6 protein-coding genes are annotated in these 17599 nt (G+C 44.0%); 5 read left to right on the forward strand and 1 reads right to left on the reverse strand.

What is annotated here, in order from left to right; all coding sequences use genetic code 11:
- Positions 1-647: 647 nt before the first annotated feature.
- From AC1D0K_RS17525 to AC1D0K_RS17545, 5 genes are all read left to right on the forward strand, one after another.
- Positions 648-4283, forward strand: a complete 3636-nt coding sequence (locus AC1D0K_RS17525; RefSeq protein WP_477390738.1) for a two-component regulator propeller domain-containing protein — start codon at positions 648-650, stop codon at positions 4281-4283.
- A 141-nt stretch (positions 4284-4424) separates the two neighbouring features.
- Positions 4425-4793, forward strand: a complete 369-nt coding sequence (locus tag AC1D0K_RS17530; protein WP_477390740.1) for a helix-turn-helix domain-containing protein — start codon at positions 4425-4427, stop codon at positions 4791-4793.
- 1215 nt (positions 4794-6008) lie between these two features.
- Positions 6009-9071 carry a SusC/RagA family TonB-linked outer membrane protein gene (locus AC1D0K_RS17535; RefSeq protein WP_477390742.1) on the forward strand — a complete coding sequence of 1021 codons (3063 nt, stop codon included), beginning with the start codon at positions 6009-6011 and terminating at the stop codon, positions 9069-9071.
- Positions 9072-9081: 10 nt separating this feature from the next.
- Positions 9082-11004, forward strand: coding sequence for a RagB/SusD family nutrient uptake outer membrane protein (locus AC1D0K_RS17540; RefSeq protein WP_477390744.1), 1923 nt, complete (start codon positions 9082-9084; stop codon positions 11002-11004).
- A 617-nt stretch (positions 11005-11621) separates the two neighbouring features.
- Positions 11622-13631 (forward strand): alpha-L-arabinofuranosidase C-terminal domain-containing protein, encoded by a 2010-nt coding sequence (locus AC1D0K_RS17545; RefSeq protein WP_477390746.1) that lies wholly within the window; start codon positions 11622-11624, stop codon positions 13629-13631.
- Positions 13632-14022: 391 nt separating this feature from the next.
- On the opposite strand, the gene AC1D0K_RS17550 is transcribed toward AC1D0K_RS17545, so the two are convergent.
- A complete protein-coding gene (locus tag AC1D0K_RS17550; RefSeq protein ID WP_477390748.1) occupies positions 14023-16383 on the reverse strand; it encodes a beta-L-arabinofuranosidase domain-containing protein in 2361 nt (786 codons plus the stop codon).
- Between the last annotated feature and the right edge of the window lie 1216 nt (positions 16384-17599).

Below are 17599 nucleotides of genomic sequence, written 5' to 3' on the forward strand. Positions count from 1 at the left end.
AGTAATAAATGTGTTTTGTTTGAAAGTAAAAGGCGCTTTTCCCCTAAAAAAAATAACCTATTTAATTTTTTTCTTACTATATTTATATAAGAAAAGGCGGTAAATGCCTCGAAAACATACCGCCTTTTTATAAATATAAAAACTATACAAATATGGGAAAATCTAAGTGGTTTTGCCCAAAGGCGAAGCCCCGTCCGAGTAATATCCTAAAAAATATTTTTGAAAATTTCTTAAGTTAACGGCTATGGTCACAGCACCGCAGTCACAAAATTAGCTAACGCGGGAAAACGGTAAAGGGTATATAAAACGGGGCAGGGTTGTTTTGTTTTCTTGCTTGCCCCGCCCTTGACCGTTTCCATGCTTTAAGCTCCGGGTGTTTAAGCGGTGCATTGACCGGATGTGGCTTTAATAAAAGTTAGTCTATAGTCTGTCAAGAAGTCGTTCTCATTTCGTTATTATAATTGATTAAAGGTTGAACACAGGTTAATTTTGATACCTCCAGCCGGTGTCAATTAAAAAGCCGGCTATTATAAATTAGATCCTATTTTGTATCAACTTAATTATATTTGTGAAAACAACACCAATTAATAAAATTCACAGCGGCCTGTAACCGAATCCAAAGGTATCTGTATATCAAATTCACAATTATGCTTAAGTTAAAAAGCTGTTTCTTATTGGCATACCTGATCCTGTTTGGTTTACAAACTTACATTCATGCCCAAACTGCTATAAACTTTACATCCATTACCATAAAAGAGGGATTGTCTTCGAATACCGTGAATGCGGTTATAAAAGATCGTTTCGGATTAATGTGGTTTGGTACAGCAAACGGACTTAATAAGTTCGATGGCAGCAACTTCGTCATTTACAGACACGCGATATCAGGTAATAGCATTCCTTCCAACGAAGTGCTGTCCCTGTTCGAAGATAACACAGGGCGGGTATGGGTCGGAACCAGCGGAGGAGGTCTTTGTTATTATGATCGTAAGTTCGATCGCTTCGAACGATTCCGGGGAGACGGTTCCTGGCCTCAAATTTCGAACGTATCTGTCAGGGCCATCTGCCAGGACCATCAGAGTAAGTTATGGGTGGGAACTTATGACGATCTGAGAACCATCGACACGAAAACCGGCCGCATTACCCGCGTGACGCTTCCAAAGCCGGATAACAATGAATTAGGCGCTTTGGTGGCCCTTTCCCTGTTCGAAGACAGCAGGCAGCGGATGTGGGTGGGTACTAACAATGGATTGTACCTGTATGACCGGCCATCAAACTCTTTCAGAAGGTTTTCGCATGACCAGCCACGGCCATTTGGATTAAGCAACAATGTTGTCAAGACGATCATTGAGGATACAAAAGGAGGCCTGTGGTTTGGCACTTATGACGGGCTGAACCGGTGGATGGGTGACGGGCATTTTGAGGTTTTCCGTCCTGCGAACCAATTATCCCAAACCTTGAGCAATAATGCGGTATTTGCGATGTGCCTGGCAAAAGACGGCAGGATATGGATAGGAACTGAAGGCGGTGTCAATATTCTCGACCCCGCATCAGGCGTTTTCCAGCAATTAACGACAGACCCGAGAAATGCCGGGAGTTTGAAAAGCAATTCGATACGGAGTATATATATAGATCCCGAAGGGATATACTGGATCGGGACTTATACGGAAGGGATCGAAAAATTTGACCGGCACCTTGCACTTTTCAATCAAAAAAAAAGTAATCCCTTCGATCCTGTTGGTTTGAAATCACCATTGGTGACCGCTTTCGCGGAATTTACAAATGGTGATATTTTTGTGGGCACCGACAGCGGAATATCGCTGTTGGACAAAAAAACGGGTCTTTTACATCCGTACGATGTACAAAGTAGATTGAAGCGGCCAGGCAATTCTTTGTCTATAACAACTTTGTACCTCGACAGTAAAAAGATGTTGTGGGCGGGAACTTATCATGACGGACTTTTCCGCATCGACCCCGTTACCCGTAAATATGAACAATATACCGCGGGAGGCAATGCCCCGGGAATTCACAGTAATGACATTTCTTGTATTAACGAGGACCACAATGGAAATATATGGATAGGTACGCTGGGCCGCGGGATAGATATTTATAATGACGAATCCCACTCGTTCTCGCATTTAAACTGTAATAACGGAGCACGCAAGTCCCCGCCGGACTTACCAATAAACGGCTTTATTTCATCGATTATTGCGGGTCCCGGGGGCAAAATGTGGATTGCATCCCTTGGGACCGGCATTGTTGTATTTGACTCCGAGCAACGGTCAATTCATTATAATAAAAGTAATGCAGCGTTGGCGGATGATGTCGTATTAAACCTTTTTGTCACGGCGAATGGTGATGTTTGGGCAGGTACCAATCAGGGATTAAGTTACTTTGACGACGATCAAAAAAAGTTTATCTCGTATGGAGAAGGGCAGGGATTGGCAAATTCTTTTGTAAAAACAATTTTGCAGGACAATAACGGCTTCCTGTGGCTGAGCACGGATCGTGGCATCAGTTCGTATGATCCCCGAAAAAAGGCATTTCGTAACTTCACATCAGAAAACGGCGTACAGGAAGGCGCATTCTTTCCGGGTTCAGGCATAAAGGCCCAAAACGGCGACCTTTACTTTGGCGGCCAGGATGGTTTCAATTTTTTTAATCCTTCCAGGTTACCGGTTGCCCCCCGTCCCGGAAAAGTACACCTTAGCGATTTAACGGTGGATAATGCAACGGTAAGTCCCGGAGATCAGGCACCCATTCATGAGCATATCAGCACGGCAAAAGAAGTTATTTTAAAATATGGCGAAAATTTTGCCATCAGCTATGTGGCACTTGATTATACTTCGCCTAAACAAAATCAATATGCCTACAGGCTGGCAGATTTTGATAAAGGGTGGAATTATGTTCATAATACGCGAACGGCCAGGTATACCAATATTGATCCGGGTACTTACGATTTCGAAGTAATGGCCAGCAAAGATGAGCACCTTTGGAATAATCCCGTTACAAGAATCAAGGTAACGATATTGCCACCATTCTGGCGAACGACCTATGCTTATGCGGCATATCTGATAATTGCCGGTTCTGCATTGTTTTTTGTAAGGAAACGAGGTATTCAGAAGATTCGAAGGCAGTTTGAGCAGGCGCAGGAAAAGCTTCGTGTCAGTCAGCTCATAGAGCAGGAAAGACGGGAAGCGGAACGCTTACATGAACTCGATATGCTGAAAATAAAGTTTCTTACAGATCTCAGCCACGAGTTCCGCACCCCCGTGTCGCTGATACTGGCACCCGTGGAAAAACTTCTTGAAAAATCTTTTCCCGGTGATGATATCGAAGATCTGAAAATGATCAACAGAAACGGGCGCAGGTTACTCAACCTTGTCAATCAGTTACTGGACTTTCGCAAAATGGAAGAACAAAAGTTGATGCTCAACCTTTTGCCCGGACAAATTATACGATTTATCGTCGAGGCATGCGAAGCATTTCAGGATCTTGCTTTGAAAAAGCAGGTTACGCTGGACATTGACGTACAGCACGAAGAATTACACGCTCTTTATGATCAGGATAAGCTGGAGCGAATCATTTTCAATTTATTGTCCAATGCATTTAAGTTTACACCTGCAGGCGGAGTAGTCTCTGTTCTTACCCGGATTGAAGAAGACACAACAATGAAAGTAAACCTTTTGCTCACCGTTACTGATACCGGAATCGGTATCCAAAAAGATGATCTTAAAAAAATATTTGAGCGCTTTTATCAATCACGGCAAAGCACTGCAATAATTAACCAAGGAACCGGAATAGGACTCGCTATAACCAGGGAATTTGTTGAACTCCAGGGTGGCAGCATCGGCGTGGAAAGCACACCGGGGCACGGATCCAGCTTTATGGTAAGGCTTCCCCTCTCCATCATGCCTGAGAAGGAAGTCGCCGAATGCCGCCCGGCGCTCGACAGAAATTACGCTGCAGATGAAGCCCAGTCAGGCACCAACGATGGTGCAGCACAAATGCCAACCATTTTATTAGTAGAGGACAACGACGAATTCCGCTCCTACCTGTCAGATCACTTAAAGAAACACTATCATATTATTGAAGCAACCAACGGTAAAGAAGGTTGGCAGAAAACGCTTAGTGCACACGTCAATCTGGTGGTCAGTGATATCAGCATGCCGTTCATGGATGGAATTGAACTGAGTAAAAAAATCAAAGCAGATAAACGTACCTGCCATACGCCGGTAATCTTATTAACAGCAATGACCGGAGAAGAAGATCAGTTGAAAGGCTAGAAAACAGGTGCTAATGACTACCTTACCAAACCTTTTAATTTTCAGATCCTGCAGACTAAGATCGATAATCTTCTCGACCTCAACAAAAACCTTAAGGATACTTATTCCAGACAAATCCAAATAGTCAGCCCGCAGGTTGAAATGGAATCGGCAGATGTAAAGCTTTTAAATACTATCATGAAGTATATAGAAGACAGGTTGAGCGAGCCAGGATTATCTGTCGAAGAGATGAGCAGGCATGTGGGCATGAGCCGGGGTTCGCTCTATTACAAGGTACTGGAAATGACGGGGCTGACTCCTGTTGAATACATAAGGAACGTTAAGCTTGATAAAGCAGCAACGTTATTGGAAGTCAGTGATTATAACGTCGCACAGATTGCTTACACTACCGGTTTTGGTACCCCAAGTTATTTCTCCCGAACGTTTAAGGCACGTTTCGGGATATTACCTTCTGAATATTTAATTGTCAAAAGAAAACAGCCTAAATCTAAAGTTACGTCGGTAGCATAATATCAAATGCCATTGACTATAGTTTTAGAACTTATGTTGCTTTTTTTTGCTGTGATATGCAGAGAGAATAACTTCCATTTTTCAATCAAATTTCAACTTGAACTCTTTCAAACCCTTTGTCAAGGGTCGACATGCTATATGCCAAACGTAAGTTTACAATATACCCCTCCTCTCAATGCTCTCATGCCATGGCGGCGGTGATCTAACTCCATTTGGAAAACAAGACTGAGCGACTTCGCGGGATTGGCCTAATCCAGGCTACTGACAAAATACAAATAGACCTTTACGACGGCATCAGTGATCACGGTGCAACTATGCAATTTATAGATACCGCCAACAAAATGCACAGATGGAAAGCAACATTCAGCAGAAGGGGTGCATGGATAAGTACAATAGAGTTGACTTGGGGGAGGGTAAGGCCTAAAAGCCTGAAAATAATGGGCAGTTCAACAAATGCAGGCCATATAGAAATTACATGCTGATCAAATAATTGCTCCGTTTTGGCACAGCTATCATCGATCAGGGAGGGTGTTGGCAGCTGCTCGCTGAAAAACGGTAAGCCTGTGTTCGAAATACATGATATTTTCGATGTTCTTTAATAATCACGGACCTGCTGATCTGGATTGGATAACCTTCAATAAGTAAGTTCACATCTGCAAAGCGGGTATTTATGCGCGTTTAAATGAATGTTTCATCGATTCAATTCTTTTGAGATATAATGGCTCCGGAAAATTGTGTCTTATTTCAAGACCTCCATAAAGTTATGCGGCACCATTTAATACGCCGGGCTTATATAAAAAATGTGTTCTCCCCAATCTCAACGATTATGGCCTTTCAATTAATCGATCCGATAAAACAGCCGATTTTGGGTGTCATTAAACAAATGTAGTACGAATTTGGCGATTTGTCCTACTTTAAAAAACGGAAAGGGTTGAACTTCGGCAGGAATTGTGACGACATTCTTATTGTCATATACCATTATATAAACCAAAAAGCATTTTTTGATATAGGCTTAGCAAGCGTCCGTTGCAACGTCACTTGTGGGTTCGCAATCGATTGCGTAATCGATATGGACAAAGGCTGTGCTTCAAACTTTTAATAAACTATAAGCAAATGAAAAATTTGATAAGAGGTCCGGACAAATCCGGGACAAGCGCTAATCAATACGCCAATCTTTCCATGGCAGAAAAACCTATCAATCTTTTAACCTGAATTATGAAAAAATCATTACAACATTTCAAAAAAAAACCTTTCTTATTGCTGCTTCTGGTTTTGGTTTCCAGTCTTACAGCATTCGGACAGGGCAAGAAAATTACCGGAACGGTGATTGATGAAAAAAACCTACCTCTACCGGGTGCCAGCGTAAGGGCAAAAAACGGCAAGGGCACATCGGTTACAGATGTGGCTGGGAATTTCACGATAACAGTTCCTGCGACTGAGAAAACCCTCATTGTGACCTTTATCGGCTATGCCGACCAGGAAATTCAGATCAACGGGCAATCTCATCTTTCCATCCATCTTACTCAAAGCAGTAACAACCTGAACGACGTGATCGTCATAGGTTACGGCAGTCAACGGCGGGAAGCAGTAACCGGTTCGGTTGCCTCAATCAGCGGCGAGAGAATCCGTGACATTCCTGCACCTAACATCAGCCAGGCTATACAGGGTAGGTTACCCGGCGTAGAGGTATCTCAAACATCTACCAAGCCTGGGGCAACAATGCAGATCCTTATTCGTGGTCAACGGTCGCTGACCGCCAGCAATGATCCGCTGATCGTCCTTGACGGAATCCCATTTACCGGCTCTATCGGTGATATTAATCCAAGTGATGTTAAAAGCATCGATATACTTAAGGACGCTTCTGCTACCGCAATTTATGGTTCCAGGGGCGCCAATGGAGTTATCCTGATAACTACAAACAGAGGGCAGATGGGCGGAGCTGCGAAAATAACCTATAATACGTATTACGGCGAACAAACTCTTTTCGCCAGATATCCGATGATGACGGGTCCTGAATTTTTAAATTTACGTAAAGCGGCAGGACTATATACCAATGCGGTAGATGAAGCCGACAATGTTAATACTGATTGGCAAAAATTATTCTACAGAACAGGAATGGTTTTCAGCAATGATGTTGGCGTCTCAGGGGGAAGCCAAACGGGGACTTATAATTTCGGAGGAGGCTATTACAAAAATCAAGGCCTCATTCCTACGCAGCAGTATACCCGCTATTCCATGAGAGGCTCTGTTGACCAGAACGTTGGAAAATATTTCAAAGTCGGCTTCACCACCAATAATAACTATAATTTATCGGAAGGTAGCCAGGTTGGCGTTGGCAGCGTTTTAGGTATCTCTCCCCTTGCCAATCCTTACAATGCGGATGGCAGTTTGAAAAGAACGGTAAAAACACCATTGTCAGAAAGTTTCGTTTTGACCAAAGATATCATCAACAATCTCCATGATCAATGGCTCAATGAAACCAGGAATTATGCCACCTATAACTCTGTTTACGGAGAAGTGAAAATTCCATGGGTAGAAGGCTTGAAATACCGGGTTAACCTGGGCCTCGATTATGTGCAAAGCAACAATGGTAATTATACCGGAGTTGGGATAGGCAGTTCCACCCCGACAACATCGTCAACGGCCGGCGTAAGCAACTCTGCGCAATATCATTGGGCAGTTGAAAATTTGCTTACTTATGACCATACGTTTGCTAAAAAACACAATTTAAACGTCGTAGCCTTGTATTCTACAGAGCAAACCACATACAATTATTCTACCATGTCGGCTAAAGATATTCCTGCCGACGCTTTCCAGTTCTACAATCTGGGTGCAGCTACAGGGGAGATCACCATTGGCAATGGCAACTATAGTCAAAGTGGCCTGATGTCTTACATGGGCCGTGTGATGTATTCTTATGATGACCGCTTCTTATTGTCGGCCACAGTCCGTTCAGATGCTTCTTCCCGTTTGGCCCCAGGCCATAAGTGGCACACTTATCCGGCCGTTTCAGCTGGTTGGAATCTGATGAACGAGTCTTTTATGAAAAGCATTTCTGTCATCGACAATTTGAAACTGCGCGTAGGTTTTGGGCAAACTTCAAATCAGGCAGTGAATGCTTACCAGACACTTGGTACTTTAGGCACGCGTCAGTATAACTTTGGGGATACGAACTACGCCACAGGTTATTATGTAACCCAGCTGCCCAGCCCTACATTAGGCTGGGAGTATTCAAAAACCTGGAACTATGGATTGGATTTCTCTCTTTTTAAACACCGCTTGTCAGGCACCGTTGAGTATTATGTTACGAACACCAACGACATATTGCTGAGTGTCGGCTTGCCGCCTACTGCCGGGGTTGGCAGTTATACTGCAAACGTCGGGCGTACTCAAAACAAGGGGCTCGAACTAAGTTTAAATGGTACAATCATTAACAAAAATGGGTTTACCTGGGATGTAGGTATCAATATATATGGAAACAGGAACAAGCTTGTGGCCCTCGCATCAGGTCAAACCAGGGATGAAGGCAACGCATGGTTCGTCGGTCACAATATCAACTCCATTTTCGATTATAAGAAAATAGGGTTATGGCAGGCCGGAGATCCCAACCTGAATATTCTGGAACCTGGTGGAAATGTCGGTATGATCAAAGTATTATATACCGGCACTTATGATGCGAACGGTCAACCGACAAGAGCTATAGGAGCCGCAGATCGCCAGATCATAGACGTAGACCCTAAGTTCGAAGGAGGCTTTAATACGCGTGTGGCTTATAAAGGTTTTGATTTCAGTGTAGTCGGTGCTTTTAAAGATGGCGGGACGATCATCAGTAGCCTCTATGGCTCAGGAGGCTATCTTAACCTGATGACTGGCCGCAGTAATAATGTTCAGGTAGATTACTGGACACCGCAAAATACAGGTGCAAAATATCCGAAACCAGGCGGTATCCTTAGTGGTGACAATCCAAAATACGGCAGCACACTGGGTTACTTTGACGCATCATATGTGAAAATACGTACGATGACTCTTGGTTATGATTTCAGCAAGCTGCTATCCAAGCATGCAAACATGAAACTGCGTACGTACTTCACGGTCCAAAATCCATTTGTATTTTTCTCGCCCTACCACAAAGAATCCGGGATGGATCCTGAGCCCAATTCATATGGTAACGAAAATGCAGCGGTGCCCTTATCTAACGCGCAAAGGCGATTCCTGACGATAGGTAGTAACGCCCCTTCGACCACTAACTATGTGCTTGGATTGAATTTGACATTTTAACACTATTAACATGAAAACTTTAAAGATAAAAAGCATCCTAAAATCCACGCTGTTGTTAGCGATCTTATCTACAGGATGCAAAAAGGTGCTTAATGAACAGCCTCGTTCCTCATTTACGCCAGAGTATTTTAAAACGGTACAAGGTGTTAACGGAGGGTTGACGGCTATGTATGCTCACTTACGTAACATTTACGGCCAGGCCTATTATTATAATTCTGGCGTTACCGGCACTGATGAAGCCACCTGGGGCCAGAGCGCAGACGGGAACTTTAAGGATTTGGATTGTTCCGGTGTAGGGACCATATCATCAACCAGTTACCCAACCAGTATCATATGGGGAGAGTCCTTTACTGACATTAATACAGCGAGCGGGGTAATCGAAAATGCCAGCGCAGTAGGTATTTCTACCTCCCTTATCGCAGAGGCCCGGTTCTTTAGAGCCTTTGATTATTTTTTATTGGTGCAATCCTACGGTGGAGTCCCGCTGGATCTGGGTTCAGGTGTCTTAAAATTTAATATATCTCCTTCGAGGACATCGGTTCGTAATACAGTACCGGACGTATATACCAAGGCGATATTCCCTGACCTCTTGCAAGCAATCAATGACTTGCCGGAAACTGGCCGCGTAACTGGCGGATTGACTAAAACAGCTGCACGTCTTTTCCTGTCGAAAGCATATTTAACTTATGCCTGGTGGTTACAAAATCCGAATGGTATTCCAACCTACCCGGCAAGCAACCGCACAGATCCCAACGCGCACGATGCTGCATGGTATTTTCAAAACGCTTACGATTTGGCAACCGCTGCTATTGATAACCCCGGTCTCTTTAAATTACAACCAACTTTCTACGATGTGAATGTTGGAACCAATGATCGGAACAGCGAAATGGTACTCTATGCTGACCATACGCAAAGTAGCGAAAAATATAACGGTTCAAGTCTGACCTATGGGAGTGGTGGCGCTCCGGACAACTTTGCTGGCTGGATGATGACCTGGAACTATCCCAACATCATCAGTGGTGGGGTAAATTCTGTTCTCCGCGAAGCTGAACAACATCTGGGCCGCCCCTGGGTACGCATGGCACCTACTATTGAGGTGCTTAAAAACACTTTTGCAGATAAAGTAAATGATTCCCGATATGATGGAACTTTCACCACAGTATACCGCGGTAACTGGCAAAAGGGAGGTAATATGGCACAAACCTTAACCAATGCAAACGGTCTGCCTGTTGCCCAGGGGGGCGCGATCCTTACTTTCCTGGACAATGACGATCCAAACGTTGTGTATGCTAACTCAAACGGAAATGTCGGGGCTGGTCTACTGCCGGGAAGATCAGATTGGGTTATCAACCCTGGTAGTATAAGCCGGATAATTTACCCTGGGTTATGGAAACTGGGACCGTACCGCACGGACAACGGCACTGGCTTAGGGCAACCTAATGCGGGCAGTACGCGTCCTTACCCAATTGCAAAATTTTCTGAATTATACTTGATAGCCGCTGAAGCGGCCGTAAAAGGCGCAACGGTTAAGGCAGGAAAATCTGCCAGGGAACTCATTAACGTACTGCGGGCGCGGGCAGGTAAATGGCGTTTCAACAATAATGGAAACGTAGCGAAGGTTGAAGACGATAGCCAGGCAATGACTGCCGCAACTCCTGCCAACATCGATATTAATTACGTTTTAGCAGAGCGTTCCCGGGAATTCTACGCTGAAGGTGGCCGTTGGTTCGATCTGGTCCGGACTCAAAAATGGGCGGAGCTAGCCGCTTCGTTTACGATTGCGGGAACAACTTTCGGAGATCACACCCCTGTTAAGGTCACACGCGCTATTGACGCACACCTTTATCTGCGCCCGATTCCCCAGGGACAACTTGATGCATTGGTTATGAGCGCTGCCGATAAGGCAGCTTATCAGAACCCAGGGTATAACTAAGTTGCTGAATAGATAAATGACAAAAAGAGGCTGGACAATACACAGCCTCCTTTTGTCATTTATTCTCCTATCTGCATCGCGTATTAAAGATAAGGACGTTATAATTAACAGCAGCATTTGCAACGTTGTACAACGCCTGTAAAAAATCGGCGATAAAACGACTAATAACTTTTAGGAAATCCTTTAGAAATTCTTTGAATTTTGAACGTAGTTTCTTACATTGTCAAAAGGACTGCTTATAATTCCTCAAGCTAATAAAAGGAAAAAATGAGCATTGGCTTTATCCTAAAACATCAGGCATTATCCAGAGGATTTTCTCATTAAGATAGCAGCGAGAAAATGTTGTATTAATTTAAGAGAAGCAGGGTTTACGTCAGTTCCACATGTCTATTTTAGTTCATGCGCTAACCGTTATGACTGCATAATCTCAAAAAGACCTAACATATGCTATCTCGTTTTCCTTTCAAATAAAGTCCCATTAACATCTTATTTAATAACAATAAATAAGAGTGACGGAATAGTAGGCTATCATAATGCTTTTGTTACAGTGTGTTTGAAATCCTCTGAAAAAAGTTCAACAAAATGATGTATCAATTCATACCTTTTAACCTAATAACATGTTTACTTTCAAAAAAATTATTTTTCACCTGGTTTTTACCCTCAGCGGACTCCTGTTGCCGTTATTATCATTCGGGCAGGTTAAAACCAAGTTAAGCCTTGACCTTGGTCACCCCATTAGCCGAGTAAGCCCCATGCTTTACGGGCTTATGACCGAAGAGATTAATTACTCCTATGACGGAGGTATTTATGGAGAATTGATCCGCAACAGGGCTTTTCGGGATAAAACTGAAAAACCTGACCACTGGTTTCTGGTCAAATTGCAGAATGACACTTCCTCCATGAAGCTCGATACAAAAAATCCTGTTAATAAAACATTGCCGGTAAGCCTGCAGTTGACTGTATCGGCTGCTAATAAATTTACAGGTATTGCAAACGATGGTTTCTGGGGAATACCCGTTAAGCCATCAACAACTTTTCGCGGCAGTTTTTTTGCTCTGAAAGAAGATGCGGGAGAAGCGGGTATAACCGTGACCATTGAATCAACCGATGGTAAAACAGTGTATGCTACAGCTGTGGTAGGCGGCATAGGCGATAAATGGCAGAAATTCACTTACACGCTAACTACATCTCCAAGCACTGTCCCAACTGCAAATACCCGGCTCGTTCTGAGACCTAACAGCGCAGGGAGCTATTTTTTTTCGCTCGTTTCTTTGTTTCCACCTACTTACAATGGGCGCACTAACGGCAACCGCCCCGATATTATGCAGTTATTAGCAAACATGCACCCATCCTTCCTGAGACTTCCTGGCGGCAATTACCTCGAAGGAGGCATGTTCTCCACCAGGTTCGACTGGAAAAAAACCCTTGGGCCTATCGATCAACGCCCTGGGCATATGGGTACCTGGGGATACAGGTCATCAGATGGATTGGGGCTGTTGGAATACCTGGAATGGTGTGAGGACCTCCATATGGAGCCCTTGCTTGCTGTTTTCGCGGGCTATGCACTTAATGGTGATTATCTCGAAGCAGGACCATTGCTAAAACCTTTTGTAGACGATGCTATTGAAGAGATCGAGTATGTAATTGGCGATACGACCACTAGATGGGGCAGAAAGCGCGCGCTCGACGGCCATCCGCAGCCTTTTAAACTCCATTATGTCGAAGTAGGAAATGAAGACGGGTTTGACAAATCCAGGAGCTACAACGGCCGTTTTGAACAATTTGCCGATGCTATAAAGGCCCGTTACCCGCAACTTCAAGTAATTGCAACGATGGGTGGAAAGGACTGGTTGGGCACCAGGTATCCCTTCGATGCCCGAAAAGCGGACGTGGTTGACGAGCATTATTACAGGAATGCCTTTGAAATGGAAAGCGACGCCGATCACTATGATAAATATGACCGGAATGGCCCGAAAGTGTTTGTTGGAGAATGGGCGACAAGAGAAGGCTCGCCAACACCAAATTTCAACTCGGCATTGGGAGATGCTGCATGGATGACTGGTATGGAACGCAATTCGGATATCATTATTATGTCCTGTTCAGCACCGCTTTTCGTCAATGTTAATCCGGGCGGGATGCAATGGGCATCCGATCTTATTGGATACAATACCCTTAGCGGTTATGGTTCACCATCCTATTATGTACAGCAGATATTTAACACTTACAAAGGAGACGAAGTGCTTGGTATACACGCCGAGGGCATCCCTACCCAACTACAAAAACTTAATCACAAAGATTCATTGGCAGCAGTGAAACCTAAAACATATCCGGGATTATTTTACGTGGCAACACGTGACAGTAAGACAGGCACTGTTTATCTAAAGATTGTGAATTGCCTGGCTTCCGCTCAAGATGTTAAACTTGAATTAAACGGAGCCATTAAGATCAAATCAAGCGGGAACGTGGTTATTTTGAAAGCAAATAAGCCGGAAGATACCAATACGATTACAGAACCTAAAAAAATTGTACCTATAAATTCCAAATTCAATGGTATAAAAGCTTCCTTTAATTATCCGTTTGCGCCTTATTCTATTACAATATTGCAAATAGAAACCAGAAAAACTTAAGAGCAGAAGAATTCCCAGTCATTGACTGCTATCTGAATGCATTATCCAATCCCGCAATAAAATAAAAAGAAACTTGTGGTAGTTCCCCTATCGAGATGTCCCGCACTTCAGTTGAAGTGCGGGTCTAACGTTGTAAACAGACTAAGTATTGCCGTCGCTTTCGATCATTGATGAAGGTTAAAGGAACATGATCTACAAACCTTAAAGGCTGTGCATGGTTACCTTGCAGTCTTTTCAATTTGTACTTATTGACACCTTTAAATTAAATATGAAAATCGTTTTAATTACCTTCCGAATTACCATATGCGACGCTTATGCGGTCTCCTCTTCGGTTGTGCCTGGTCTGTTCAGTTTTAATTTTTAAAATAACAAAGAAGTAAATCCATTTTTATTAGCGCATTAGGCGTACATCGTAAATAGCAGCGGTCTTATTACCAGAGGTCGCTACGAATTTCACCACTATGATACTTGCGTCGGTCTTGACACTTTCAGGTATAGTATATTCTTTAGTTATAAAAGTATCAGGCCCCGTACCATCCAGCGAAACATGCTTAAGCTTAACATCGTTCAGGTAAATATCAAACTCCCGGCCGCTTTCTTTGCCATAATAAGTTATGCCAAGGGCTTTAACAGCGGGGTTCGTACGCAGACGGTAGCTGAAGAAGTCGAACGAACTGCGCCAGTGCATATTTCTGAATATACCGGTTTCGGATTTTTCGGCCATCATGCGATGGTCGTTCTCCGGCTGCTGCTCGCCGGGCGCTACAGCATCAATTGAGCGGGCGGCCAGTTTTATATAGCGATCGTCAAGCAAGGCCAGTTCCTGCTCTTTTTGCTGTATGCTATCGGGGCTCGCTACCGGCCAGTACAACATGTAGCGGCTGTCATGCAGTTTATAGAAAGGTATCAGTTTAAGGTTTTTAAAATTGGGTTGAACAACCAGATCCCTTATCTCGTAAGTTAAAGGCGCTGCGCCGGTAACCACTTTAATCGCCGTGCCCAGGTCCCTGCTGTTGCTGGCCAGCAATGGCGAGGCTGGCAGCGGATACATTGGCCCTCCGGCAATGTGGCCCCAGCGGCTATCGTCTGCATATAAGCCGGTAAGCCTGGTAGTATCGGTTGGCGCGGCCAGCACTATAGGCCCATGCAGGAATGATACCCAGGCGGAGTTATCAGGAAGGTACTCCACATAATTATTCATCGGCAATAAGACCGCTATACGGTCACTTGTCTTCCAGGTACGCACCAGTTTTACATAACCTTCAGCGTTTTCGGTGAAGGTAACAGGCTGGTTGTTTATGGCAACGCCAAAGCCGCCGGACCTCAGCCATTTGGGTTTGCGGATATAGATGGCAAATTTACCCGGGCGGCTTAATTTTAGCGACAGGGCAGTATTCTCTGCTTCCGGAAACCTCGTGCGCTGGGTAACCTCGATACCTTTCTCCTTCCAGTTAAGCATAGAGGGGATGAAAAGATTAATATACAGATCGGAACCTCTATGCGAATAGATCAACTCGCCATACTTTCCATGGTTTTCTATACCCGTACCTACGCAACACCAAAAGCTTTGGTCCGCTGTTGAGTAAACACGGTAGTGCTGGGGGTGTATTGGTGTAAAATAAACAAAGCCGCCGGTTACCGGGTGCTGCGACGACAAGATATGGTTATACAGCAACCGCTCATAAAAATCAATGTAAGCAAGCCGGGTATCATCAACGAAAAGCATTTTGCTCAGTTTAAGCATATTATTGCTATTGCAGGTTTCAGGTCCCTGCTCCGACTCTAACATAGTAGCAAAATTATCAACCGGGTTAAAATGTTCGCGCACGCTATTACCGCCAATAGATATGGTGCGCTTGTTTACCACGGTATTCCAGAAGAATTTTGCTGCGGAACTGTAGCTGGTGTCATTATCCAGTTCGGCTATACGCTCAAAGCCAATAACCTTAGGTATTTGTGTATTGGCATGCAGGCCGCTAAGCTTGTCCTCGTGTTGCTCCAGCGGAGTTAGTATAGCTTTTTGAGAAAACTTCCCGGCTAATGTCAGGTATTTTTTATCACCGGTCATGGCATAGGCATCTGCGAGAACTTCATTCATGCCGCCATGCTCGGTCCCCAGCATGCGCTGCATTTGCTCGGTACCCAGCCCTGCAACTTCGTCACCGGCCCAATCGCATAGTTTAATAAAAACCACTTTCGCTTTAACGTTGCCTCCCAGCAAATAGGCATCGCGTAAACCGGCGTATAGCTTGTGCAAATTGTACCAGGGCACCCATTTTTTATTAAAGTCGCTTAAGTTGCCGGTTTTTACCAGTGCCCACATTTTGTTACCTCCCGGAACGCCGCCCACATAACCGTTCCTGTTGTTTTCCTGGCAGCGGGCCAGTTCATTTACCATATAATCCAGGCGCCGTTTACACTCCATGTTACCGGCCGATGCATACATCTGGGCAAGGGCGGTTAGGTAGTGCCCACCAGTATGGCCATCCAGACCAGAATTTTCCCAGTTGGTATAGCTTTTAGCTTTAGGTTTAAGCCCTGCTTCGCGCAGGTACGGGGCCAGCAACCTGTTGGGCTCCATTTTCAAAATATAATTCAAGTCCACCTGCTCAGCCTGCTTAAACGGGCTTTCCAGTAAGCGCACATCACTTAAATTAAACAACTGCATTTTGGCTTGTTGGGCGTACAGTGATGACACTGATAATATTAAAACGGCGAGTATTTTAATGGTTCCGATAGTATGATTTTTCATATATAATTTTACTCTGTTCTTAATTGGTGTTCTTTACTCTGTATGTTTCACTTTTCCTGGTATTTGAACTCGATTTGAAGTGGCAATCGCATGATGCTCAATAGCTGGTGCACCAAAATAACTCGGGTGGTGTCGTTTGGGTTGACAACGATATTTTCCAATACCACTTCAGGATCGATCATAAATACTTTTAACATATAAGTTGATCGATCAGCCGGCTTTTACCAATGGTGCCCACTACTATAGCCCCTGTACCGAAACTTTTGCTTTGTATTACCGCAGGCAGAGTCCCCGTCACTTTACGAACGTCATCCCAAGATCATTTGTGGCACGTATCACCCCTTTCCAATCTTCTGGGTCAACGATGATCCGGGATGCCTTACCGTTGGCGGCTATCCGGAATCGTAGGCCATTTCCGCTATGCGTGACATACTGAGGAAGACCGCGCAGTTGAATTGGTGCATTCGCCCCGGCTGCGGCAAAAAGCCACACAAATGATTAAAAAACAACAGGTTATATTTTCTTTTAACATCGTAATATTGCTTTCCATCATGTTTCTGTATGCGCGCATTATTGCTATTAAATTATCTTTTTAAATTTAAAAAGCACAAATCATTTTTCAACATCATAAACATTTTTTAATTTGTTCTGCTGGCACCGATATGTACAAGTGTCTTGAAAACCGGAGATCATAGTTAGCTTTATTAATTAGCAGCAACCTGGTTAATAACAGCCTGCGCGACATTAGCTTGAACTGTCCGGGGTCGGGATTACCGGGCCAGAGCCCGAATTGAATAAAGCGCATAAACCAAGTTTAAAATTTGGATCTTTTCTAAGGATTTCGTCATGTGGTATATAGGTTGTTGCAAAAAATGCATCGGCGATAAGCTAGTTACCTGCACCATGTAAAAGTAATTGGCCGGCCAATTATTCAATAGAACGTTTGTTGAATTTTATCGCACGTTTGTACAAGTGTGACTCCTTCCGTTAACCAAAACGGAAGCGATGCGTATACTTAAGCAGTACTCCTTTGCTAAATATTTAAGGTAACAGGCTTTAGTAGTGCAGCCTGTTTTAGTATATTCATTCGGGACGAGTTTAGCGCAAAACCTCCCAATATTGTGCCGGCATAGCAATAGGCTTTCAATAGGCAGGTTTTAACATTAGTGATAGTAATTTCAACACCAGTGTTAGGCTATTCTTGCTTTGTGATTTA

The sequence above is a fragment of the Mucilaginibacter sp. P1_A3 genome (assembly GCF_056406855.1).